The sequence below is a fragment of the Micromonospora sp. CCTCC AA 2012012 genome, from assembly GCF_040499845.1.
Classification (GTDB): Bacteria; Actinomycetota; Actinomycetes; order Mycobacteriales; family Micromonosporaceae; genus Micromonospora; species Micromonospora mangrovi.
Genome location: NZ_CP159342.1, coordinates 1,898,136 through 1,921,021, shown reverse-complemented (window position 1 = coordinate 1,921,021; position 22,886 = coordinate 1,898,136). Strand labels below are relative to the sequence as shown.

Here is a 22,886-nt window from a genome sequence, read left to right as displayed (position 1 = left end):
GTCAGCTGGTGGGGAAGGTGTCCGGGGTGCGGATCCGGTTGCGCATGAAGCTGCCCGACGCGGTCAGGACGGAGGTGCCGGCGTACGTGCCGCCGGCGCAGGTGCCGGGCCGGAACGCGGCGCTGCCCTCGGCGGCGTCGGAGTAGGTCCAGTTGGCGTAGCTGATCTTCAGCCGGTCCAGCAGGTCCAGCCAGGCCGTGCTGCTGGCGGAGTCGACCGCGCCGTCCCCGGTGTACGACACCGTGCCGAACTCGGTGACGAAGACGGGCAGCCGCCCGGCGGCCCGCTCCAGCTCGGCCCGGTAGTTGTCCCGGTGGGACGCGGCGTAGAAGTGGAACGTGTACATGATGTTGGCGGCGTTCACCGGGTTGTTGACGATCTCGTCGGAGTTGCCGCCCTCGGAGACGCCCAGCGAGGACCAGCCCCGGGTGCCGACGATGATCACCGCGTCCGGGTCGTTGGCGCGGATGACCGGGATGACCTGCTCGGCGTAGTTCTTGATGGTGGACCAGCTCACGCCGTTGGGCTCGTTGGTGATCTCGTAGATCACGTTGGTCTTGCTGGCGTTGCGGGCGGAGACGGCGGCGAAGAAGGTCTTGGCCCGCTCCAGGTTGTACGTCGGGTCACCGGGCGTCAGGGTGTGGAAGTCGATCAGGGCGTACATGCCCCGGGCCTCGGTCTTGTCGACCAGCGTGTTGACCTGGTTGGTGAAGCCGGTCGGGTTGGTCTCGTAGCCCTGTTCCTGGACGTACATGGAGATCCGCAGCAGGTCGGCCTGCCAGTCGGTGGCCAGCGCGTCCAGCGACGCGTCGTTGTAGCAGGAGCCGAACCACTGGAGCCCGTGGGTGCTCATGCCGCGCAGCTGGATCGGCCGGTCGTACCGGTTGCAGAGCTTGGTGCCGCAGACGTGGAGCTGTCCGTTGATGGCCACCGGCGTCGTCCCGGTGGGCGGCGGCGGCGTGGTGGGCGGCGGGGTGGTGGGTGGGGGAGTGGTCGGCGGGGTGCCGGTGGTCGGTGGCGTGCTGGGCGTGGTGCCGCCCGTGCAGGCCACGCCGTTGAGGGTGAACGAGGTGGGCGCCGGGTTGGCGGTGGTCCAGGTGCCGTTGAACCCGATGCTGGTGGTGCCGCCGCTGGGCAGGCTGCCGTTCCAGTCGACGTTGCGGGCGGTGACGGTGTTGCCGCTCTGCTGCCAGGTGGCCGACCAGCCCTGTCCGACCCGCTGGCCGGCGTCGGGGAAGCCGAAGCCGAGGGTCCAGCCGTTGACGGCGTCGCCGAGGTTCTTGATCGTGATGTTGGCGGTGAAGCCGCCCTGCCAGCTGTTCGTAGTCCAGGTGACGGCGCAGCCGGTGGCGGCCATGGCGTCGACCGCGGGCAGGGCGGCGGTGGCGGCCAGGGTCAGGGCGCCGACGGTGCCGGCGAGCAGGAGGTTGCGCCGGGACGGGCGCGGGATTGTCGTCATGCGGGATCGTCCCCATCTGGGTCGGTGGTGGTGACGTGCGGGCGGGTGCTGCCGCTGACTCGCCCGGTGAGCCGACGCAGCGTTCTCGGGAGCGCTCCCACCGCAGCGTAGATCGCCCCTCCGGCTCCTCGCAACATGTCGATACGTCACTGTCCCGGCCGGTTCCCGGCGGGGCGGCGCGCGGCACCGCCGGGGCCCCGACCCGGGACCCCGGCGGTGTGGTGGCGCGTCAGCGGGACTGGAGGGCCCGGACGTTGTCGCCGAACGTCCAGCCCTTCGACCCGTCCCAGTTGATCGACCAGGTCATCAGCCCCTTCAGGCCGCCCCGGTAGGTGTTCCACGCCTGGCTCACCGAGGCCGGCGCGAGATAGCCGCCGCCCGCGCCGGGCTGCGCCGGCAGGCCGGGGACCTGCTTGTCGTACGGGACCCGGATGGTGGTGCCCTGGACGACCAGACCGGCGTTGAGGCAGTCGGTCTGCGCGGTGAAGCCCTGCACCGTGCCGGCGGAGTACGAGTCGCCGGCGCAGCCGTACATGCTGCCGTTGTAGTACTGCATGTTCAGCCACCAGAGCCGGCCGTTGTCGGCGTACCGCTTGACGATCGGCAGGTACGCGCCCCAGATCGAGCCGTAGGTGACGCTGCCGCCGGTGACGTACGCGGTCTCCGGGGCCATCGTGAGACCGAAGTTCGCGGGCATCTGGGCGAGCACCCCGTCGATGATGCGGATCAGGTTCGCCTGTGAGGTGGAGAGCCGGGTGATGTCCCCGCTGCCGCTGAGCCCGGTCTCGATGTCGATGTCGATGCCGTCGAAGTTGTACCGCTTGAGGATCGGCACGACGGTGGCGACGAACCGGTCGGCGACCGCGGTGGAGCTGAGGTCGATGCCCGCGGTGGCCCCACCGATCGACATCAGGATGGTCAGCCCGGCGGCCTTGGCCTGGCACATCTCGGCGGGGGTGGCCACCTTGACGCCGGCGTCCATGCCGTCCTCCCAGAGCACCGTGCCGTCGGAGCGGATCACCGGGAAGGCGGCGTTGACCACGTTGTAGCCGTGCCCGGGGATCCGTGGGTCGGTGATCGGGATCCAGCCCAGCGGCGGGTGGACCCCGTTGGCCGCGCCGTCCCAGTTCTCCCAGTAGCCCTGGAGCACCTTGCCGGCCGGCCGGGACCGCACCGCGCAGGTCGTCGTCCCCGGTGGCGCAGTGGTCGTCGGGCTGATCGTCGGCGTCGCGGTCGGCGAGGGCGTCACGGTCGGCGAGGGCGACGTGGTCGGCGAGGGCGACGTGGTGGGCGTGGGGGAGGGCGGGGCGGTGGTGGGGGTGGGCGAGGGCGTGCCGGCGGAGCAGGCGCCGAGGTCGCTCCAGATGGCCGGCGTGGCGGCCGGGTTCCAGCCCGCGCCCGGTGGCGGGGTGTGCGTGACCAGGGCCTGATAGAGCCGGCCGGCGTAGGTGACCCGGCTGCCGACGGGGTAGGTGACACCCTCCGTCCAGGCCGGGGCGTCGCAGACCACGAGCGCGCCGGTGCCGCCGGTCACCGCCGCCAGGCCGGGGGTGACCGGCAGGGCGGCGGTGGTGGCGGCCAACGCCGCCGCGCTGAACAGGGCGATCGCCCCGGGTCGAAGTCGCATGACATACCTCCTCGTCGATGCGCCGGACGCTATCAGTTAACTTTGTTAAATGTAAATGGCCGGTAGGGTGTCACCACTTGGTTCATGGCGTGAACCGTGACGCTGAGGCATCCTGGGTGGGGTCGCCGGCCGGTGGCGCCCAGGGAAAGGACGGCGGCGGAGATGGACGCCCGACGCACCACCGTGCGCGACATGCGCCGCGCCAACCGCTCGGTGCTGCTCACCCGGATCTGGCTGGACGGCCCGCTGAGCCGGCACGAGCTGGGGCAGACCACCGCGCTCAGCCTGGCCAGCGTCAGCAACCTGGTCGGCGAGATGATCGGCGAGGGCATCGTCGAGGAGGCCGGCTCGGTCGACTCCGACGGCGGCCGGCCCCGGGTGCTGCTGCGCGTCGCCCCCGGCTACGGCTATCTGGTCGGCGCCGACGTCGGCGAGACCCGGGTCCAGGTCGAACTCTTCGACCTGGCGATGACCGCCCTCGCCAAGGCGGAGTACCCGATCGCCGCCGCCGAACCCGACCCGCACGACGTGGCCGCCCACCTGCTGCACGGCCTGCACGCGGTGACCGAGCAGGCCGGCGTCGACCCGGCCGCCGTGCTCGGCCTCGGCGTGGCCGTCTCCGGCACGGTCGAGCGGACCGCCGACGCCGTGGTGCACGCCCAGACCCTCGGCTGGGACGGCGTGCCGCTGGGCGCCATGCTGCGCGCCGGCACCGACATCCCCGTGCACGTCGACAACGGCGCGAAGACCCTCGGCCAGGCCGAGATGTGGTTCGGCGCCGGCCGGGGCGCCCGGCACGCCGTCATCGCCCTGGTCGGCTCCGGCGTCGGGGCCAGCGTGGTCGCCGACGGCACCGGCTACCGCGGCGCGCACAGCAGCGCCGGCGAGTGGGGCCACACCACCATCGTGTACGGCGGTCGCCGCTGCCGCTGCGGCAACCTCGGCTGCCTGGAGGCGTACGTCGGCGCGGAGGGGGTCCTCGACCGGTTCCGCCAGGCCAACCGGGGTCGGCCGGCCGCCGGCGGCGACGAGGAGAGCGCCTTCGGTGAGCTGCTGCGCTCGTCGAGCCGGACGGCGGCGAAGGTGCTCGACGAGACCGTCGGCTATCTCGGCGCCGGCGTCGCGACGCTGGTCAACCTCTTCAACCCGGAACGGGTGGTGCTCGGCGGCTGGGCCGGGCTGGCCCTCGGCGAGCGCTACCTGCCGCAGATCCGCGAGGCCACCGCGCGGCACGCGCTGCGCCAGCCGTACGCCCAGACCTCGATCGAGCTGTGCCAGCTCGGGCCCGACGCGGTCGCGATGGGCGCGGCCACCCTGCCGATGGCCCGGCTGCTGCGCGACGGCGGTGTGCCGCGCGACCCGGCCGCTGTCCGGATGACGCCGCCGCGACCGGCGCGTCGCCCGCGCTCCCGCGCCCGCTGAGCCGCCGGGCCGGCGGACCGCCGGCCCGGCGTCGCTCACGCGGGCAGGGTCCACTTCTGGTTCGCGCCCCCGGTGCACGACCAGATCTGCGTCTTCGTCCCGTCGGTGGCGGTGTTGCCGGTGACGTCGAGGCACTTGTTCGCCTGCGGGTTCACCAGGTCCCGCCCGGCGGTCCAGGTCCACTGCTGGGCGGGGGTGCCGTTGCAGGTCCACAACTGCACCTTCGTGCCGTCGGCGGTGCCGCCGCCGGAGACGTCCAGGCACTTGCCCAGGGCGCGGAGGGTGCCGTCGGCGGCCCGGGTCCACGTCTGGTTGGGGCCGCCGAAGCAGCTCCAGATCTGCACCGGGGTCCCGTCGGCGGAGTTGTTGTCGGTCACGTCCAGGCACTTGCCGCCCAGCCCGGTGACCGTGCCGGTCGACCCGCTCGGCGTGCCGGACGGGGTGCCGGACCAGGTGAAGGTGGCGGTGGTGCGGGCGGGCAGCGAATAGGTGAACGACTGGCCGCCCCAGACCACCTTCACCGACTGCGCGGACGTGCCACCGTTGTGCGCGATCAGCGCCTTGGAGCCGTCGGGATTGCGCCAGGCGACGTTCGGCACCGCGCTGCTGGCGGTCGAGTCGATCCGGTACGCCCCGGGCCGGACGAACTTCGTCAGGTGCCCGGTGGTGTAGTACTCGATCGTGTAGTCCACCTGGCCGGCGCGGGAGTCCCCCTCGTGGACGGTGATCAGGCCGGTGCAGGTGCCGCAGCCGCCGTTGTGCGGGCCCATGTTCTGGTTGACCGCGAGGCTCCACTTCACCACGCTGCGGCTCCAGTTCCGGGCGTAGTTGACGATGTCGGCCAGGTCCTCGTTGTGCTGGTTGCCGATCCAGGTGCCACCGGAGTGCTCGGTGCTGAACTGCGGCACGGCGGCGTACTGGTCGTGGACCTGGCTGCCGACGGCGGGGTCGCCCCAGTAGCCGTGCCAGGCGATGCCGCCGAAGAGCGGGTCGGTGCGGACGGCGGTGTCGGCCAGCAGCCCGGAGCCGATGGTGCCGTAGTCGCCGTAGTTCCAGTCGTGCACGAGCACCCTGGTGGTGATGCCGGCGGCCCGGAACGCCGGGTAGACGAAGTTCTTCGTCAGCTCCACCAGCCCGGAGGAGTTCCAGCTCATGCCGGGGTAGTCCATCGCGGTGGGGTTGCCCGCCTGGCAGCAGTTCGGCTCGTTCTGCAACGAGACGTAGTCGACCTTCACACCGCGGGCCGCGTACGCCTGGATGGTCTTCACGAAGTACTGCGCGTAGCTGGCGTAGTACTCGTACTTCAGCCAGCCCATCTGGTCCATCCGGCCGTTGTCCTTCATCCAGCCGGGCGCGCTCCACGGCACCACCATCACCCGCAGCGCCGGGTTGAGCTGGCGGGCCTGCGCGGTGAGCAGCTCGACGTTCGTGTCGTAGCCATTCGCCCCGAAGTCGTTCAGGTCGCAGCAGGTGTCGTCGAGCGAGACGTTGCCCGGCCGGGACAGGTCGGAGGCGCCGATCGGGTTGCGGACGAAGGAGAGCCCGATGCCGTCGGCTGTGCTGAACAGCTTGCGCATCACCTCGTCCCGGGTGGCGGCGCTGACCGGCCCGCCGCGCAGCAGGTAGGCGGTGGTGTCGGTGATCGACGCGCCGGCCCCCTCGAACTGCTGGTAGCGGGTGTTCTCGTCGACGGTGATGGTCTGCGTGGCGGCCGGGCTGGTGGCCGCGAAGGCGACCGGGGTCTGGGGTTGCAGGCCGCGGGTGACGGTCCGGCCGCCCGCGTCGGAGGTGGTGGTGAGCCAGACGCCGACGCTCTCCCCGGCGGCCCGGGCCGGGGCAGGGGAGAGGGTGACGGTGCCGGCGACGAGGCAGAGCGCGAGGGTGGCGCGGGTGGCCGTGCGGCGGGTGGTGGGGGGTGTGGGGTGCACGGGTGCTCCCTTCCGGGTCATACATCGATGTGCATGACTGAGGGAACACGCGCCGCAGGCTTATGTCAAGGCATGAAAAAAGTGCCCGCGCGGGGTGCTCGGGCACGACGGGACGGCCGCCCGGGCGGGTCCCCGGGCGGCCGCCGTCGGCGGGGGATCAGCGCTGCCCGCGCACCCGCCGCACGGTGTCGCGGTACCAGAGCGCGCTGCGCTTCGGGGTACGCCGCTGCGTGTCGTAGTCGACCCGGATGATGCCGAACCGCTTGTCGTAGCCGTACGCCCACTCGAAGTTGTCCAGCAGCGACCAGGCGAAGTAGCCGCGCACGTCCGCCCCCGCCGACCGGGCCCGGGCCACCGCACGCAGGTGCTCGGCCAGGTACGCCACCCGGTCGTCGTCGGCGACGAAGCCGTCCGCGTCGGGCCGGTCGTCGAACGCCGCCCCGTTCTCGGTGATCACCAACGGCACGCCCGGGTAGTCGCGGCTCAGCCGCACCAGCAGCTCGGTGAAGGAGTCCGGGACGATCTCCCAGTCCATCGCGGTGCGCGGCAGGTCCCGCCGGACCACCCGCTGCACCGGGCGGCCGTCGTCGTCCCGGTCACGGCCCTGCTCGTCGACGCCGGAGAAGAGCTGGCCGAAGTAGTAGTTGACGCCGAGCACGTCGAACGGGGTGGAGATGACCGCCAGGTCACCCTCCTCGACCGGGATCCGGACGCCCTGGCGGGCCAGATCGTCGACCACGTCCTCCGGGTAGCGGCCGTGCACCAGCGGGTCGAGGTAGAGGCGGTTGCCCAGCCCGTCGGCGGCGCGGGCGGCGTCCCGGTCCGCCGGGCTGTCGGTGGCCGGGTCGGCGGTGGCCAGGTTGACGGTGATGCCGAGCTCCACCGGCCCGGGCGCCGCCGCCCGCAGCCGCTGCACCGCCAGCCCGTGCCCGAGCAGCAGGTGGTGCGCCGCGGCGATGCCGTCGCCCAGGCTCCGCCGGCCGGGAGCGTGGTCGCCGTACGCGTACCCGAGCATCGCCGAGCACCACGGCTCGTTCAGCGTGGTCCACGTCTTCACCCGGTCGCCGAGCGCGGCGAAGACCAGCTCCGCGTAGTCGGCGAACCGGTACGCGGTGTCCCGTACCGGCCAGCCGCCGGCGTCCTCCAGCTCCTGCGGCAGGTCCCAGTGGTAGAGGGTGACCCACGGGTCCACGCCCCGCCCGAGCAGCTCGTCCACCAGCCGGTCGTAGAAGGCCAGCCCGGCCGGGTTCGCCGGTCCCCGCCCGCCGGGCTGCACCCGCGGCCAGGCCACCGAGAACCGGTAGGTGTCCAGCCCCAGGTCGGCGATGAGCGCGACGTCCTGCGGCATCCGGTGGTAGTGGTCGCAGGCCACGTCGCCGGTGTCCCCGCCGGCGACCGCGCCGGGCACCCGGCAGAAGGTGTCCCAGATGGACGGTGTCCGGCCGTCCTCGGCCACCGCCCCCTCGATCTGGTACGACGAGGTCGCCACCCCCCAGCGGAAGGTCGGCGGCAGGGTGTCGATCGGGTCGGCCTGGGTGGCCGGGGTGGTGCGGTCGCTGTCCATGGTTCTCCTCGCGGTCGCGGACGGTTCGGGGACGACGGGGGGTGGCTCGGTCACCGGGGTACCGGTGCCGCAGCCGGGTGCAGCCAGCAGGCGACCGCGCGCTCCGGGGCGTCGTCACCGGGCGGCCCGAGCGGCGGGAGCTCGGCCGCGCAGGGCGTGAAGGCCCGGGGGCAGCGGGGGTGGAACGCACAGCCGGTCGGCATGGCGCGCAGGTCCGGCGGGGAGCCGGGAATGCCGGTCAGCTCGCGCCGCGGACCGCGCAGCGCCGGGAAGGAGTGCAGCAACCCGTCGGTGTACGGGTGCAGCGCCCGCCGGTACAGCTCGCCGGCCGGCGCCTCCTCGACGATCCGGCCGCCGTACATGATGGCGATCCGGTCGGAGAACTCCACCAGCAGCGACAGGTCGTGGGTGATGAACAGGACCGCGAAGCCGAGCCGGTCGCGCAGCTCGGCGAGCTGGCCGAGGATCTGCCGCTGCATCACCACGTCCAGCGCGGTGGTCGGCTCGTCCATGATGACGACCTGCGGCTCCAGCGCCAGCGCCATGGCGATCATGACGCGTTGCCGCATCCCGCCGGAGAGCTGGTGCGGATAACTGTCCAGCCGGTCCGCGGCGATGCCGACCAGTCGCAGCAGCTCCCGGGCCCGGGCCCGCCGCCCGGCGGCCGTGCTGCGCGGCTCGTGCGCCCGGATCACGTCCAGCAGCTGGGTGGAGACCTTGTGCACCGGGTTGAGCGAGTTCATCGCCCCCTGGAACACGATCGACGTCTCGGCCCAGCGGAACGCCCGCAGCCCGGCGGGGTCCAGCGACAGCACGTCGACCGGCGGGCCGTCGGCCGGGTGGTAGATGACCTCGCCGCCGCTGATCACGCCGGGTGGCGGCAGCAGCCGGGTCAACCCGTACGCCAGGGTGGACTTGCCGCTGCCGCTCTCGCCGGCCAGCCCGAGCACCTCGCCGCGGTGCAGGGTGAGGTCCACCTCGCGGACCGCGTGCACCGCCTCGTCGCCGAGCCCGTAGTCGACGCGGAGCTTCCTGATCTCCAGCACGGGTTCGTTCATCGCCCGACCTCCTTCGGGGTGACCGCGCCCGCACGGGGCGCGGGGACGGCCCGGGACGCCAGCACCGGGGTGAAGCCGACCCGCATCCGGACCACGTGCCCGTCGGTGGTGCGGACCCGGGTCCGGCCGGCGCTGCGCAGCCGGGGGCTGACGAACTCGTCGATGCCGAAGTTGATCAGCGCGAGGGCGGTGCCGAGCAGGGCGATGGCCAGCCCGGCGGGGACGAACCACCACCACGCGCCCTGGGCGAGGGCCTGCTGGCTCTGCGCCCAGAACAGGATCGTGCCCCAGTTCCACGACGAGATGGACGAGATCCCGATGAAGGCCAGGGTGATCTCCGACATCACCGCGAAGATCACCGTGCCGACGAAGCCGGAGGCGATGATCGCGGTCAGGTTCGGCAGGATCTCGAAGACGATGATCCGCCAGGTGGTCTCCCCGGTGGCCCGGGCCGCCTCCACGTAGTCGCGGCGGCGCAGTGACAGCGTCTGGGCGCGCAGCACCCGGGCCCCCCAGGCCCACGAGGTCAGCCCGATGACCAGGGCCACCACCAGGTCACCGGCGTCGCTGATGGTGGAGGTCACGATGATGATCAGTGGCAGCGCCGGGATCACCAGGAACACGTTGGACAGCGCGGAGAGCCCGTCGTCGGCGAGCCCGCCGAGATAGCCGGCGGTCACCCCGACCAGGACCGCCAGGACGGTCGCCACCACCCCGGCGGTCAACCCGACCAGCATCACCCCGCGGGTGCCGACCAGGATCTGGCTGAACACGTCCTGGCCGAGGTGGGTGGTGCCGAACCAGTGCTGCGCCGACGGCGGCTGGAGCAGGTCGCCGCTGCGGGCGTCCGGGTCGTACGGGGCGATCGACGGGCCGAGCACCGCGAGCAGCACGTACCCCGCCACCACGGCCAGCCCGGTGGCCGCCTTGCCGCCGGTCACGAAGCGCCAGCGGCGGCGCCGGGGCGCGGCGGACGGCTGCGCCATCGCCCCCTGCTCGGGGATGACCTGCTCGATGCTGGAGGTCGGAATGGACACCCCTCAGCCCTCCTTGCGGGTACGCGGGTCGAGCGCCAGGTACGCCAGGTCGGCGACCAGGTTCGCCACCAGCACCGACAGCGTGATGACCAGGAAGATGCCCTGCATGAGCGGGTAGTCCTTGGCGCTGACCGCCCGGAAGAGCAGGAAACCCAGCCCCGGATACGAGAAGACGATCTCCACCAGCAGGGTGCCGCCGACGATGAAGCCCAGCGACAGCGCGAACCCGGCGATGTTCGGCAGCAACGCGTTGCGCGCCGCGTAGCTCAGCGCGACCCGGCGCTCCGGCAGGCCCTTGGCGTGCGCCACGGTGATGTAGTCCTCGGCGGCCACGGTCACCATCATGTTGCGCATGCTGAGGATCCACCCGCTCATCGACGAGATCAGGATGGTCGCGGCGGGCAGCACGCTGTGCCGTACCGCGCTGCCGAGGAAGATGCTGTCCGGTGCGGGTACCAGGCCGGGGTCGTAGCCGCCGGAGGAGGGGAAGAAGCTGCCCGGACCGGCCAGCAGCGCGATCGCCACCAGGCCCAGCCAGAAGTACGGCACCGAGGAGAGGAAGGTGGTGGCCGGCAGCAGCCCGTCCACCCAGGAGCCGCGCCGCCAGCCGGCCAGCACGCCCAACCCGGTGCCGAGCAGGAAGCTGACCAGCGTGGTCACGCCGACCAGGGCGAGCGTCCACGGCAGCGCGTCGGCGATCACCTCGGACACCGGCGCCGGGAACGCGGTGAACGACAGACCCAGGTCGCCGTGCAGCAGTTGCCGCCAGTAGTCGACGTACTGGTCCCAGAGGCTGTCGTGGGTGTCGATGCCGAACAGCACGTAGAGCGAGTTGATCGCGTCGGTGCTGAGCTGGCCCTGGTAGCGGGCGATCAGCGACTTCACCGGGTCGCCGGGGATCAGCCGGGGGATGAAGAAGTTGAGGGTCAGCGCCGCCCAGGCGGTGAAGAGATAGAAGCCGATTCGGCGCAGCAGGTAGGTCATGACGTCGCCTCCGCCGGGTCGTAGAGCCAGCAGGCCGCCCAGTGGCCGGGCCGGTCGCCGACCGCCAGCCGGGGTGGCAGGTCCGTGCCGCAGCGCGGCATCGCCGCCGGGCAGCGCGGGTGGAACCGGCAGCCGGCCGGCGGCCGGATCAGGCTGGGCGGCTCGCCGCCGCCGCGCTCGCCGTCGCCCGCCCGGGTCGCGCCGGTGATCCGGTCCGGGTCGGGCGCCGACTCGATCAACAGCCGGGTGTACGGGTGCGCCGGGTGCTGGGTGACGGTCTCGCTGTCGCCCCCCTCGACCAGGCGGCCCGCGTACATCACCAGCGTCTCGTCGGCGAAGTAGCGGGCCGAGGCGATGTCGTGGGTGATGTAGAGGACGGCCAGTCGCAGCCGTTCCTTCAGGTCGCGCAGCAGGTTCAGCACGCCCAGCCGGATCGAGACGTCGAGCATCGAGACCGGCTCGTCGGCGAGCAGCACCTCCGGGTCGGCGCCGAGCGCCCGGGCGATGGCGACCCGCTGCCGCTGCCCGCCGGAGAGTTCGTGCGGGAACTTGTCCAGGTAGCGCTCCGCCGGGGTGAGTGACACCCGGTCGAGCAGCCCGGCCAGGGCCGCCTCCAGATCCGCGCTGCTGCGCCCGGCGTTGCCGTGCACCCGCAGTGCCCGGGTCAGGTGGTAGCGCACGGTGTGCACCGGATTCAGCGAGGCGAACGGGTCCTGGAAGATCATCTGCACTCGCCGGACGTACGCCCGGAAGGGTCGACCGCCGCGGACGGTGACCGGCGTGCCGTGCAGCCGGACGGTGCCCGCGGTCAGCGGCTGGAGCTGCGCGAGCAGCCGGGCGACGGTTGACTTGCCGGAGCCGGACTCGCCGACCAGGGCGGTCACCCGGCCGCGGCGCAGGGTGAGGTCGACGTCGTCGACCGCGTGCACGGTCAGCCGGGTGCGGGAGAGCAGGCCGCGCAGCCGGCGGCGGACGGGGAAGTGCTTGGTGAGGCCGACCGCCTCCAGCACGTCCTCTCCGGCGGCCGGGGCGTCGGTGGTGGGCGATGCCATGGGCGATTCCTGTCTTGTCGTCGTCGGTGGTCCGGGCGGCGGGGGTGCCGCCGCCCGGACCCGTCCGGTCAGGAACCCGCCGGCCTCAGGTGCAGCACGACGTCGCCCGCGTTCGGCTGGGTGGGCTGCGCCGCCCCGTACGCGTTGCTGTCGTCCGGCCAGCCCGTCCAGTTCTTGGTGCTGTAGGCGGCGCCGACGTTGTCCGCGCCGACCGGGATCATCGGGGCCTGCTCGACGAAGACCTTCTGGAGCGTGGCCAGTGCCGCGGTCCGCGCGGCGTCGTCGGTGGCGTTGGCGTACGCGGCCAGCGCCGCCGTGGCCTGGGGGTTGTCGAAGCGGCCGAAGTTGCCGGCGGGGGAGGCCTTGCCGACCGGCTTGAGCAGCCGGCCGTCCATCACCGTCTGGTAGATGTCGTACGGGGTGGCGCCGCCGTTGGTCCACCGGAAGGTCGCGTCGAAGCGGCCCTCCTCGACGTTGCGGAACCAGGCGTCCTGGTTGGCCTTGTCGACGGAGGCGGTGATGCCGATCTTCGCCAGGTTGTCCTTCACGATCTCCAGGCTGGTCTGGTAGTCCGACCAGCCGGCCGGGTCGGTCAGGGTGAGCGTGACCGGCTTGCCGGACGGATCCTTCAGGGTGTCGCCGGCATAGCTGAAGCCCGCGTCGGTGAGGGTCTTCTTCGCCCCTTCGACGTCGACCTTCTGCTCCTGGCCCTTGAAGTCGGCGGAGATGTAGCTGTCCCCGGCGGGGCTGGGCAGGCCGGTGACGCTGCGTACGAGCGGGTGGAAGTAGCCCGACTCGGCCTGGTTGAAGATGTCCTCCCGGTTGATCACCATGTTCATCGCCCGGCGCAGCGCCGGGTTGTCGAACGGCTTCTTCGTGGTGTTGATGTAGAGGCCGTGGATGCCGAGCACCGGCGGCGCCCACACCTTGTGGTTCTTCTCGTCCTTGGCCACGAAGACCGTCTTGACGTTGGGGATGAAGACGAAGCTCCACTCCGACTCGCCGTTGGCCAGGGCGGTGGTCTGCGCGTTGTTGTCGGTGTACGACGTGTAGCGCAGCTCCTTGACCTTCGGCAGCTCCTGCCAGTAGCCGCTGGTGCGTACCGACAGCGTCGTGGTCTGCGGGGTGAACGACTTCAGCGTGTACGCCCCGCTGCCGATCGGGTTCTTGTTGATGTCGGTGGTCGGGTCCTTCATCGTCGACCAGACGTGCTCCGGCACGATCGGCACCTGGGCCAGGATCTTCTGCTGGTTGACGAACTGCGGCGAGGCGAAGGTCAGCGTGACCTGGTTGCCGGTGGTCGTGACCGACTGGTACGGCGTGGCCGAGCTGTTCAGCGCGTCGTTCTTCTTCACCAGGTTGTAGGTGAACGCGACGTCGGCGGCGGTGACCGGCTTGCCGTCGGACCAGGTGGCGTTGTCCCGGACGGTGACGGTGACCGACTTGTAGTCCGGGGACCACTCGGCCTTGGTGGCCAGCCACGGCTTGAGCGGGTCGGCCGGCTTGACCGGGTTCCACATCATCAGCGGCTCGTAGATCTGCCACCGGTAGCCGAGCGACGCGGCAGCGGAGGTGGTGAGGAACGGGTTGTGGTTCTCGGTCTGCGGGCCGTTGGGCATGCCGACGTTGAGCACGGTCGCGCTGCCCTTGCCGTCGCGGGCCTTGGTGTTCGCGGTCTCGCCGCAGCCGGCGAGGGTCACCGCGCCGGCCAGCGCGATGGCGATGAGGTGCCGTCTTCTCATGGTGGTCTCCCTCGGGTGCTCCCGGCTCGGGGAGCGGATTCGGTGGTGGGTGGAGGGTGTGCGGTACCGCCACCGGTCGGTGGTGCCGACCGGCGGTGGGGGTGCGGAGCAGAAGTCAGGTGCCGGTGGTCGAGGCGCGCACGGTGAAGCTGGTCGGGATGACGGTCGGCTGGTCGGGCAGGGGTGCGCCGCCGAAGTGCGAGATGAGGGTGCGGGCGGCCACCGCCCCCATCTGACGCAACGGCTGGCGTACGGAGGTCAGCGGCGGGTGGGTGTGGCCGGCGAGGGGCAGGTCGTCGAAACCGACCACGGCCACGTCCTGCGGCACCCGGTGGCCGGCGTCGCGCAGCGCCTGGAGGGCGCCGGCGGCGGAGAGGTCGTTGTGGGCGAAGACGGCGTCGAAGGGCACCCCGGCGACGAGCAGCCGGCGTACCGCCTCGCGTCCGCACTCGAAGGTGAAGTCGCCCTCGACGGTGAGGGCGGGGTCGATCGGCACGCCGGCGTCGGCGTAACCCTGGGCGAAGCCGGCCAGCCGCTCCCGGGTGCAACCGAAGCGGCGCAGGCCGGTGACGACCAGGGGCCGCCGTCGACCGAGGGCCAGCAGGTGGGTGGCGGCAGCTCGGGCGCCGTCGGCGTTGGTGGTGCGTACGGAGGGGAAGCCGGGCTGGTGCCCCCGGTCGTCGACGAGGATCACCGGCAGGCCGCGTCGGTGCAGCTCGGTGATGTAGTCCAGGGTGCCCTCCGGCTCGACCACCAGCAGGCCGTCGAAGGACTTGGCGGAGACCTGGGAGGCGAACCGCCGCATCGACTCGTCGCCCCGGTTGCAGGTGAACAGGAGCAGGCCGTACCCCTCGGCCTCGACGACGTCGACCGCGCCCTGGAGGACCTCGCCCATCCACGGCCAGGTCAGCGCCGGCACCAGCATGCCGACCACCCGGGTACGGCCCCGGGCCAGCCCGACGGCGCGGGCGCTGGGCACGTAGCCGAGGTCGTCGATCACGGCCCGGACCCGGTCGGCGGTACGCCGGTCGACCTCGTCCTTGCCGTTGAGCACCCGGGAGACCGTCGTCTTGCTCACGCCGGCCCGGACGGCGACGTCGGCGATGGTGATCGGCACGTGGCGCTCCCGGGTCGGAGGGGTCGGGTCGGTGCGGTGGAACCGGTTGCGGAAGCGGTTCCGTCGCAGTCAATCCGAGTGGCCCCGGTCACGTCAATAACGGGCGGATAACAAACCATCCCTAATTTCAAGCTATGAAAGAAGCGGCCCGACGGCCAGGACGACTCCGGCCACCCCGAGATGCGCGCTGACCAGCGTCGATGCGTTCAGGATCCCCGCAGCACGACGCCCCCGACCATCGGTGGAGAGCCGACGGTCGGGGGCGGAAGCGTGCCTGCGGTCAGCCCGCGGTCAGGACGCCGCGCCGAAGTCGACGTCCTTCGTCTCGACGGTGCCGGCCGTGCGGCCCGGCGCCGCCTGGTGGGACCAGTAGAGGTTGGTGTGCGCGACCACCTGGGCCGGCGGCGGCGCACCCCAGGCCGTCAGGTCCTCGGTCGTGTGGGCGTCGCTGACCAGCGTCGTGTCGTAACCCCGCACGAGCGCGCCGTGCAGGGTCGACCGGATGCACGCGTCGGTCTGGGCGCCGACGACCACCAGCCGCCCGACGCCCAGGCCGGCGAGCACCGCCTCGAGGTCGGTGTCCTCGAAGGAGTCGCCGTAGGTCTTCTCCACCAGCGGCTCGGCGTCGCCCGGGGTCAGCTCGGGGACGATGCGCCAGTCGTCGCCGCCCTTCGCGAGCTGCTCGTCCGAGTGCTGCACCCAGACCACCGGCACGCCCTCGCGCCGCGCCAGCGCGACCAGGCCGTCGATGTTCGCGACGACCGCGTCGCGCTCGTGAGCACCCGCGACCACACCGTTCTGCACGTCGACGACGAGCAGTGCGGTGTGCGGCCTGTTCTCGAGTGTGGTCATGATCTCCCCCTGGGTTCCGGTGTCACCGGACCGTACTGCCACCCACCGACAACTCGGCAGGGACGCGGCGGGGAGGGCCCGTCAGGCGGCGGTGGTGGCGGGCACCAGCGCGGTGGACCAGCCCACGATCGGATCGACCGGGCCCGACCCGGCGGGGGTGGACCGCAGCGGAGCCGGCGCGGGCTCGCCGGGTGCCGACCGCGCGACCCGCAGCGCGTGCTGGGCGTTGTTCCACGCGGCGCAGGGCCAGCCCTGGCCTGCACAGGCGAGGTTGGCGCACCCGTCGCCGTCGGGCGCGTGCGCGTCCGCCACGGCCAGGGCGAGCTTCCACAGCAGCGGATCGGTCACCTCGTCGGGGCGCTCGGGGGACGCGTCGAACCGCTCTGTACCGGACTCCGGCATGCCTGTTCCTCCTTCGAAACGGCCCTGGATGTTTCCAGCCCGTCCACCGCCCAAACCTCGCGCCGGAAAATGGTGCCGAGCAGCGACGTAGGCTCGGCCCCGTGGCCCGGTACTACGACATCCATCCCGACAATCCGCAGCCCCGCATCCTCGGTCAGGTCGCCGGCCTGATCCGGGACGGCGGGCTCGTCGCCTACCCGACGGACTCCTGCTACGCCCTCGGCTGCCAACTGGGCAACCGGGACGGGCTGGACCGGATCCGGGAGATCCGCCGGCTCGACGACCGGCACCACTTCACCCTGGTCTGCCGCGACTTCGCGCAGCTCGGCCAGTTCGTGCAGATCAGCAACGCGGTCTTCCGGCTGGTGAAGGCGTGCACCCCGGGCAGCTACACCTTCATCCTGCCGGCGACCCGGGAGGTGCCGCGCCGGATGCTGCACCCGCGCAAGCGCACCGTCGGTGTCCGCGTCCCCGCGCACACGGTCACCCAGGCGCTGCTGGCCGAGCTGGGCGAGCCGCTGGTCTCCAGCACCCTGCTCCTGCCCGGGCAGGACGAGCCGATGACCCAGGGCTGGGAGATCAAGGAACGCCTCGACCACGCCCTCGACGCGGTGCTCGACGCGGGCGAGTGCGGCACGGAGCCGACCACCGTCATCGACCTCTCCGAGGGGGAGCCGGAGATCCTGCGCCACGGGGCCGGCGACACCTCACGATTCGAGTAGCCCGTCACCCGTTCGGTCGTTCGACCCTGCGCCACCGGCCCCCGGTACCACGATGTGGAGGACGGACGCCGCGACCGGCGCGGCCCCGGCTGCCGCCGACCGGACGAGGGGAGAGCCGCGTGGAGGGCCTCGAGCTGATCGCGGTCCTCGGGGTGACGGTGCTGGTCGGCACCACGCTCGGCGGTCGCTACAGCGTGGCGCCGCCGGTGCTGCTGATCACGATGGGCGCCCTGCTGGGCCTGGCTCCGCCGCTCGCCGACGTGACCCTCCCGCCCGACGTGGTGCTGCTGCTCTTCCTCCCGGCGATCCTCTACCGGGAGAGCCTGGTGGTCAGCATCCGGGAGATCCGGGCCAACCTGCTGGTCATCACCCTGCTGGCGGTGGTGCTGGTGGGGCTGACCATGGTCGCGGTCGCGCTCACCGCGCAGGCCTTCGGCGTCGACCCGGCGGCGGCCTGGGTGCTCGGCGCCGTGCTCGCGCCGACCGACGCGGCGGCGGTCGCCGGGCTCGCCAAGCGGATGCCGCGCAACCTGCTGACCACCCTGCGCGCGGAGAGCCTGATCAACGACGGTACGGCGCTGGTGCTCTTCTCCGTCGCCGTGGCGGTGGCCGTCGGTGGGGCGGGGCCGGACCCGCTCGGGCTGCTGCAACGCTTCGGCGTCTCGGTCGGCGGTGGGCTCGCCGCCGGGCTGCTGACCGGGACCGCGGTGATCCTGGTCCGCCGCCGCCTCGACGACCCGCTGCGCGAGGGCGGGCTGAGCATCCTCACCCCGTTCGTGGCGTTCCTGCTCGCGGAGAGCGTGCACGCCAGCGGGGTGCTCGCGGTGGTGGTCGCGGGCCTGCTGCTCTCCTTCGCCGGGCCCCGCGTCATCCGGGCCCGGTCCCGGGTGACCGCGTACGCCTTCTGGGACCTCTCCACCTTCATGATCAACGGCGGTCTCTTCGTCCTGCTCGGCCTCCAGGTGCCGCGCGCGCTGCGCGGCGTCCCCAGCAGCTCGGCGATGCGGGCGTTGGTCATCGCCGTCGTGGTCACCGCCGTCGTCATGGTCACCCGGATGCTCTGGGTGCAGCTGTCGACGTCGATGGTCCAGGCGGTCGACCGGCGGGCGTCGCGCCGCGAGCGGCGCTTCGACTTCCGGGTACGCACCGCCGCCGGCTGGGCGGGCTTCCGGGGCGCGGTCTCCCTCGCGGCGGCCCTGGCGGTCCCGCTGACCACCTCCGCCGGCACCCCGGTACGGGAGCGAGACCTGATCATCTTCGTCACGGTGATCGTCATCGTGCTGACGATGCTGGTCCAGGGCACCACGATGCCGGCCGTGGTCGGCTGGGCCGGGCTGCGGGGCGAAGGGGCGCGGGCCGCCGAGCTGGACCTGGCGCGCCTGCGTGCCACGGAGGCCGGGCTGGCGGCCCTGCCCCTGGTGGCGGCCGAACTGGCGGTCTCGCCGGACTCGGTCGACCGGCTCCGGGCCGACTACGAGCAGCACCTCGACGAGGTCCGCACCGCCCCGGACCCGGCGACCGTGCGGGCGCGGGACGAGGACCGCCGGCTGCGACTCGCGGTCCTGGAGCACAAGCGTCGGGAGGTCGCCCGGCTGCGCGACCGCAACGAGATCGACGACGCGGTGCTGCGAGAGGTGCAGGCCGCCCTGGACATCGAGGAGATCCGGCTGCTCGGCCCGACCATCGAGGACTGACCGCCGCCGGCGGACACCCACCACGAGTACCGAACGACAGGACAGGAGAGACACGATGTCGCACCACCCAGGGGTCGCGGAACCGCCCACCGTCCGACGCACCGAGTTGCAGCGGCACCCGGCCTCCGTGCCGGGCCGGCTGATCGTCCAGACGCTCTTCGAGATCCCGGTGGGGTTGGCCTCGGGCCGGCACCACCATCCGGGCGAGGAAGTGGGTTTCCTCATCCACGGCGTGGTCGCCATGGAGTTCGACGACCGGCCCACCCTGACCATCCGCGCCGGGCAGCCCTTCCTGATCCCACCGGGGGTCGTCCACAACGCCCGGAACATCACCGACGACGTGACCACCATGATGCTCTCGACGTACTTCGTCGACGAGACGCAGCCGCTGGTCACCCAGTGCGGGTGACGGGTTGTCGCCGCCGGTCGGGGCGGGTGCGGCCACCGGTCCGCCGCGACCGGCTCCCGCGATTGCCCAAACGACCGTTAAGCTGAGCGGGTGGGATCCGACGAGCTGTACCCGGCCGCCCGGCTGGCCGCCGCCCAGCGCGCCACCGCCGCCGCCGGCCTCGACGCGCTGCTGCTCACTCCCGGCTCCGACCTGCGCTATCTGACCGGCTACGACGCCCACGAGGGGGAGCGGCTCACCTGCCTGGTGCTGCCCGCCGAGGGTGAGCCGACGCTGATCGTGCCGGTCCTGGAGCGACCGGGCGCCGAGGCGTCCCCCGTGTCGGCCACCGGGCTGCGCATCGTCGACCACGCCGACGGCTCCGACCCGTACCCGCTGGTGCGCGCGGCGCTGCCCGGCCCGGTGACCGCCGTCGGGCTGGCCGACCGGATGTGGGCCGAGCAGGTCCTCGCGCTGCGCGCCACGCTGCCCGACGCGACCCAGCGACTGGCCGGCGAGGTGCTGCGCGAGCTGCGGATCCGCAAGTCTCCGGCCGAGGTCGCGGCCCTCGCGGAGGCGGGCGCGGCGATCGACGCGGTGCACCGGCGGATGGGGGAGTGGCTGCGCCCCGGCCGGACCGAGAACGAGGTGGGCGCCGACATCGCCGCGGCCATCCGCGCCGCCGGGCACGTCAGCGTCGACTTCGTCATCGTCGCCGCCGGCCCGAACGGCGCCAGCCCGCACCACGGCACCTCGGACCGCCCGATCGGCGCCGGCGAGCCGGTCGTGGTGGACATCGGCGGCACCATGCCGTCCGGCTACCGCTCCGACTGCACCCGCACCTACGTAGCCGGCGGGCCCGCCCCGGCCGAGTTCACCGACTACTACGCGGTGCTGCACGCGGCACAGCGCGCCGCCGTCGAGGCGGTACGCCCCGGAGTGACCGCCGAGGCGGTCGACGCGGTGGCCCGGGACCTCATCACCGCAGCCGGCCACGGCGACGCCTTCCTGCACCGCACCGGCCACGGCATCGGCCTCGAGACCCACGAGGAGCCGTACGTCGTCGCCGGCAGTTCCCGGCCGCTGGAGACCGGCATGGCGTTCTCCATCGAGCCCGGCATCTACCTGGCCGGGCGGCACGGCGCCCGGATCGAGGACATCGTCGTCTGCACGACGGACGGCGTACGACGGCTCAACACCACCCCCACGGAGCTCATCGCACTATGACTGTCGACCGGATCCTCCCCACCGACGAGGCCCACGACCTGCTGGACCTCGCCACCGAGCTCGCCGACCGTGAGCTCGCGCCGAAGGCCGCCGGCTTCGAGGAGCGCGCCGAGTTCCCCCGCGAGGTGCTGCGCACCCTGGGCCGGGCCGGCCTGCTCGGCCTGCCGTACGCCGAGGAGCACGGCGGCGCGGCCCAGCCGTACGAGGTCTATCTCCAGGTGCTGGAGATCCTGGCCAGCCGGTGGCTCGCGGTCGCCGAGGCGGTCAGCGTGCACACCCTGTCCTGCTACCCGCTGGCCCAGTTCGGCTCGGACGAGCAGCGCAAGCTGCTGCCGGACATGATCGGCGGGGAGCTGCTGGGGGCGTACTGCCTCTCCGAGCCGCAGGGCGGCTCCGACGCGGCGGCGCTGACCACGAAGGCGGTCCGCGACGGCGACGCCTATCTGGTCTCCGGCACCAAGGCCTGGATCACCCACGCCCGGGTCGCCGACTTCTACAACATCTTCTGCCGCACCGGCGGCCCCGGCCCGAAGGGCGTCTCCTGCCTGCTGGCCGACCGGAACACCGCGGGCATCCTCCCGCAGGCGGCCGAGCGCACCATGGGCCTGCACGCCTCCCCGGTGGCGCAGATCGTCTTCGAGGACGCCCGGGTGCCGGCCGACCGGCTGATCGGCGGCGAGGGCATGGGCTTCACCATCGCCATGTCCGCCCTGGACTCCGGCCGGCTCGGCATCGCCGCCTGCGCGGTCGGCCTCGCCCAGGCCGCGCTGGACTACGCGGTCGGCTACGCCAGGGAGCGGCAGCAGTTCGGCCGCGCCATCATCGACTTCCAGGGGCTGGGCTTCCTGCTGGCCGACGCGGCCACCCAGATCTCCGCGGCCCGCGCGTTGATGCTGGCCGCCGCGCGGCTGCGCGACGCCGGCCGGCCGTACTCGATCGAGGCGGCGAAGGCGAAGCTCTTCGCCACCGACGTGGCGATGCGGGTGACCACCGACGCGGTGCAGGTGCTCGGCGGCGCCGGCTACGTCGCCGACCACCCGGTCGAGCGGTACATGCGGGAGGCGAAGGTGCTCCAGATCGTGGAGGGCACCAACCAGATCCAGCGGCTGGTCATCTCCCGCGCGCTGGCGAAGGGCTAACCTGTCGCGGTGACGTTCCCCCGCATCACCGTCGATCCCGAGGTCATGGGGGGTGCGCCCTGCGTCCGGCAGTCGCGGATCCCCGTCGCCACCCTGCTGGCGATGCTCGCCGAGGGCATGTCGGTCACCGACATCCTCACCGACCTGCCCTTCCTCGACGAGGAGGACATGGCGGAGGTGTTGAACTACGCGGCCGACGCGGTGCGTGACCGCACGGCCCGTCGGGCGTGACGCCCGACGGGCCGGGTGCGGCGGCGGAGCGCGTTTACGGGTAGGTTGCACCGCGTGGAGGAGATCGACCGCGCCATCGTCGCCGCACTGACCGGGGACGGTCGGCTGTCGTACACGGATCTGGCCGAGAAGGTGGGGCTGTCGGTGTCCGCCGTGCACCAGCGGGTGCGGCGGCTGGAGCAGCGCGGCGTCATCAAGGGCTACTCCGCGCGCGTCTCCTTCGAGGCGTTGGAGTTGCCGTTGACCGCCTTCGTGGCGATCCGGCCGTTCGACCCGTCCCAGCCGGACGACGCGCCGGAGCGGCTGGCGCACCTGCCCGAGATCGACTCGTGCTATTCGGTCGCGGGCGAGGACTTCTATCTGCTGCTGGTGCGGGTGGCCGGCCCGGCGGACCTGGAGCGGGTGCTCCAGGAGATCCGGACGGCGGCCAACGTCACCACCCGCACCACCGTGGTGCTGTCGACCCCCTACGAGCACCGGCCGCCGAAGATCAGTGCCGAGCCGGCGGTGCGGGGGCGGTCCCGTCCGGCGGCGGAGTCGGCTGGTTCCACCGCAGGATGACCCGTCGGCCGTGCTCGTGACCGAGTGCGCTGACCGTGGCGGTGTCGAGCCGCAGCAGCGCCCCGGCCGACGGCGGCAGGCCGATCCAGCGGGCGCCGAGCACCCGGAGGCTGTGGCCGTGGCCGACCAGGGCGACGCTGCCCCGCTCCAGCAGGGGAGCGACCCGGTCGAGGACCCGGTCGAGTCGTTCGCCGACCTGGGCCGGTGACTCGCCGCCGAGGCCGCCGTCGGTCCAGATGTTCCAGCCCGGGCGTTCCTCCTGGATGTCCGCGCCGGTGCGGCCCTCGTACTCGCCGTAGTTCCATTCGGCGAGGTCGGGTTCCACGGCGGTGACGTCGAGGCCGGCGAGCTGGGCGGTGCGCAGCGCCCGCTTGCGCGGGCTGGCCAGCACGCGGACGAACCGCCGGCCGGCGAGGACCGTGGCGAGCGCGCGGGCCTGCCGCTCGCCGTCCGCGGTGAGCGGCAGATCGGTGTACGACGTGTGCCGGTGGCTGGCGCTCCACGTGGTCTCGCCGTGCCGGATCAGCAGGATCTCGCTCACCCGCCCAGTCAACCACCTGGAACCGGGCACCGCCGGTCGAGCCGCGTTCCGCCAAACCTATCTTCCTAGGACGCCCTAGCGGTGGTGCCCGTGCGCACCCGCGTTTGCCCGGATGACCAGGGGGCAAGCGGCCGGCGAG

The 22,886-nt window shown here is 72.6% G+C and carries 21 protein-coding genes; 8 read left to right on the top strand and 13 right to left on the bottom strand.

The features are described 5' to 3' along the window. Window position 1: 1 nt before the first annotated feature. Both ABUL08_RS08830 and ABUL08_RS08825 read right to left on the bottom strand, forming a co-directional pair. On the bottom strand, window positions 2-1,459 hold the full coding sequence (locus ABUL08_RS08830) for a cellulase family glycosylhydrolase (protein WP_350936313.1): 1,458 nt from the start codon (window positions 1,457-1,459) through the stop codon (window positions 2-4). A 229-nt stretch (window positions 1,460-1,688) separates the two neighbouring features. Beyond that, window positions 1,689-3,086: a glycosyl hydrolase family 18 protein gene (locus ABUL08_RS08825; RefSeq protein ID WP_350936311.1), complete on the bottom strand. Its 1,398-nt coding sequence runs from the start codon at window positions 3,084-3,086 to the stop codon at window positions 1,689-1,691. A gap of 162 nt (window positions 3,087-3,248) precedes the next feature. Here ABUL08_RS08825 and ABUL08_RS08820 point away from each other — a divergent pair, with 162 nt between their 5' ends. Further along, complete coding sequence (locus tag ABUL08_RS08820) at window positions 3,249-4,508, top strand: ROK family protein (RefSeq protein ID WP_350936309.1); 1,260 nt, start codon at window positions 3,249-3,251, stop codon at window positions 4,506-4,508. A gap of 35 nt (window positions 4,509-4,543) precedes the next feature. On the opposite strand, the gene ABUL08_RS08815 is transcribed toward ABUL08_RS08820, so the two are convergent. The 10 genes from ABUL08_RS08815 to ABUL08_RS08770 all read right to left on the bottom strand — a co-directional run bounded on the left by ABUL08_RS08815 (window position 4,544) and on the right by ABUL08_RS08770 (window position 16,244). Next, window positions 4,544-6,436: a ricin-type beta-trefoil lectin domain protein gene (locus ABUL08_RS08815; protein WP_350936307.1), complete on the bottom strand. Its 1,893-nt coding sequence runs from the start codon at window positions 6,434-6,436 to the stop codon at window positions 4,544-4,546. Window positions 6,437-6,593: 157 nt separating this feature from the next. Beyond that, window positions 6,594-8,000: a GH1 family beta-glucosidase gene (locus ABUL08_RS08810; protein WP_350936306.1), complete on the bottom strand. Its 1,407-nt coding sequence runs from the start codon at window positions 7,998-8,000 to the stop codon at window positions 6,594-6,596. 50 nt (window positions 8,001-8,050) lie between these two features. Next, window positions 8,051-9,058, bottom strand: a complete 1,008-nt coding sequence (locus ABUL08_RS08805; protein ID WP_350936305.1) for an ABC transporter ATP-binding protein — start codon at window positions 9,056-9,058, stop codon at window positions 8,051-8,053. Further along, window positions 9,055-10,044 carry an ABC transporter permease gene (locus ABUL08_RS08800; protein WP_377522744.1) on the bottom strand — a complete coding sequence of 330 codons (990 nt, stop codon included), beginning with the start codon at window positions 10,042-10,044 and terminating at the stop codon, window positions 9,055-9,057. Before ABUL08_RS08800 ends, ABUL08_RS08805 begins: the two co-directional genes overlap by 4 nt. 54 nt (window positions 10,045-10,098) lie before the next feature. Continuing rightward, window positions 10,099-11,079: an ABC transporter permease gene (locus tag ABUL08_RS08795; protein WP_350936301.1), complete on the bottom strand. Its 981-nt coding sequence runs from the start codon at window positions 11,077-11,079 to the stop codon at window positions 10,099-10,101. After that, a complete protein-coding gene (locus ABUL08_RS08790) occupies window positions 11,076-12,131 on the bottom strand; it encodes an ABC transporter ATP-binding protein (protein ID WP_350936300.1) in 1,056 nt (351 codons plus the stop codon). Before ABUL08_RS08790 ends, ABUL08_RS08795 begins: the two co-directional genes overlap by 4 nt. A gap of 68 nt (window positions 12,132-12,199) precedes the next feature. Beyond that, window positions 12,200-13,873 (bottom strand): ABC transporter substrate-binding protein, encoded by a 1,674-nt coding sequence (locus ABUL08_RS08785; RefSeq protein ID WP_350936299.1) that lies wholly within the window; start codon window positions 13,871-13,873, stop codon window positions 12,200-12,202. Between the two features lie 115 nt (window positions 13,874-13,988). Then, window positions 13,989-14,990, bottom strand: a complete 1,002-nt coding sequence (locus tag ABUL08_RS08780; protein ID WP_350936298.1) for a LacI family DNA-binding transcriptional regulator — start codon at window positions 14,988-14,990, stop codon at window positions 13,989-13,991. A 291-nt stretch (window positions 14,991-15,281) separates the two neighbouring features. Next, a complete protein-coding gene (locus ABUL08_RS08775) occupies window positions 15,282-15,842 on the bottom strand; it encodes a cysteine hydrolase family protein (protein ID WP_350936295.1) in 561 nt (186 codons plus the stop codon). 81 nt (window positions 15,843-15,923) lie between these two features. Further along, window positions 15,924-16,244, bottom strand: coding sequence for a hypothetical protein (locus ABUL08_RS08770; protein ID WP_350936293.1), 321 nt, complete (start codon window positions 16,242-16,244; stop codon window positions 15,924-15,926). A 101-nt stretch (window positions 16,245-16,345) separates the two neighbouring features. Between ABUL08_RS08770 and ABUL08_RS08765 the strand changes: the two genes are divergently transcribed. The 7 genes from ABUL08_RS08765 to ABUL08_RS08735 all read left to right on the top strand — a co-directional run bounded on the left by ABUL08_RS08765 (window position 16,346) and on the right by ABUL08_RS08735 (window position 22,206). Continuing rightward, entirely contained in the window at window positions 16,346-16,966 is a 621-nt protein-coding gene (locus ABUL08_RS08765; protein ID WP_350936291.1) for an L-threonylcarbamoyladenylate synthase, read from the top strand. Window positions 16,967-17,085: 119 nt separating this feature from the next. Further along, a complete protein-coding gene (locus ABUL08_RS08760) occupies window positions 17,086-18,660 on the top strand; it encodes a Na+/H+ antiporter (RefSeq protein WP_350936289.1) in 1,575 nt (524 codons plus the stop codon). Between the two features lie 55 nt (window positions 18,661-18,715). Beyond that, window positions 18,716-19,069 (top strand): cupin domain-containing protein, encoded by a 354-nt coding sequence (locus ABUL08_RS08755; RefSeq protein ID WP_350936287.1) that lies wholly within the window; start codon window positions 18,716-18,718, stop codon window positions 19,067-19,069. A 90-nt stretch (window positions 19,070-19,159) separates the two neighbouring features. Next, window positions 19,160-20,275 carry a M24 family metallopeptidase gene (locus tag ABUL08_RS08750; RefSeq protein WP_350936286.1) on the top strand — a complete coding sequence of 372 codons (1,116 nt, stop codon included), beginning with the start codon at window positions 19,160-19,162 and terminating at the stop codon, window positions 20,273-20,275. Continuing rightward, window positions 20,272-21,414, top strand: coding sequence for an acyl-CoA dehydrogenase family protein (locus ABUL08_RS08745; protein WP_350936284.1), 1,143 nt, complete (start codon window positions 20,272-20,274; stop codon window positions 21,412-21,414). The genes ABUL08_RS08750 and ABUL08_RS08745 overlap by 4 nt, the downstream gene beginning before the upstream one ends. A 9-nt stretch (window positions 21,415-21,423) precedes the next feature. Continuing rightward, window positions 21,424-21,645 (top strand): DUF433 domain-containing protein, encoded by a 222-nt coding sequence (locus ABUL08_RS08740; protein ID WP_350936281.1) that lies wholly within the window; start codon window positions 21,424-21,426, stop codon window positions 21,643-21,645. Between the two features lie 54 nt (window positions 21,646-21,699). Further along, on the top strand, window positions 21,700-22,206 hold the full coding sequence (locus ABUL08_RS08735) for an Lrp/AsnC family transcriptional regulator (RefSeq protein WP_350936279.1): 507 nt from the start codon (window positions 21,700-21,702) through the stop codon (window positions 22,204-22,206). Here ABUL08_RS08735 and ABUL08_RS08730 read toward each other — a convergent pair. Then, window positions 22,136-22,747 (bottom strand): histidine phosphatase family protein, encoded by a 612-nt coding sequence (locus ABUL08_RS08730; RefSeq protein ID WP_350936277.1) that lies wholly within the window; start codon window positions 22,745-22,747, stop codon window positions 22,136-22,138. The two genes, ABUL08_RS08735 and ABUL08_RS08730, sit on opposite strands and share 71 nt — an antisense overlap. Window positions 22,748-22,886 lie beyond the last annotated feature (139 nt).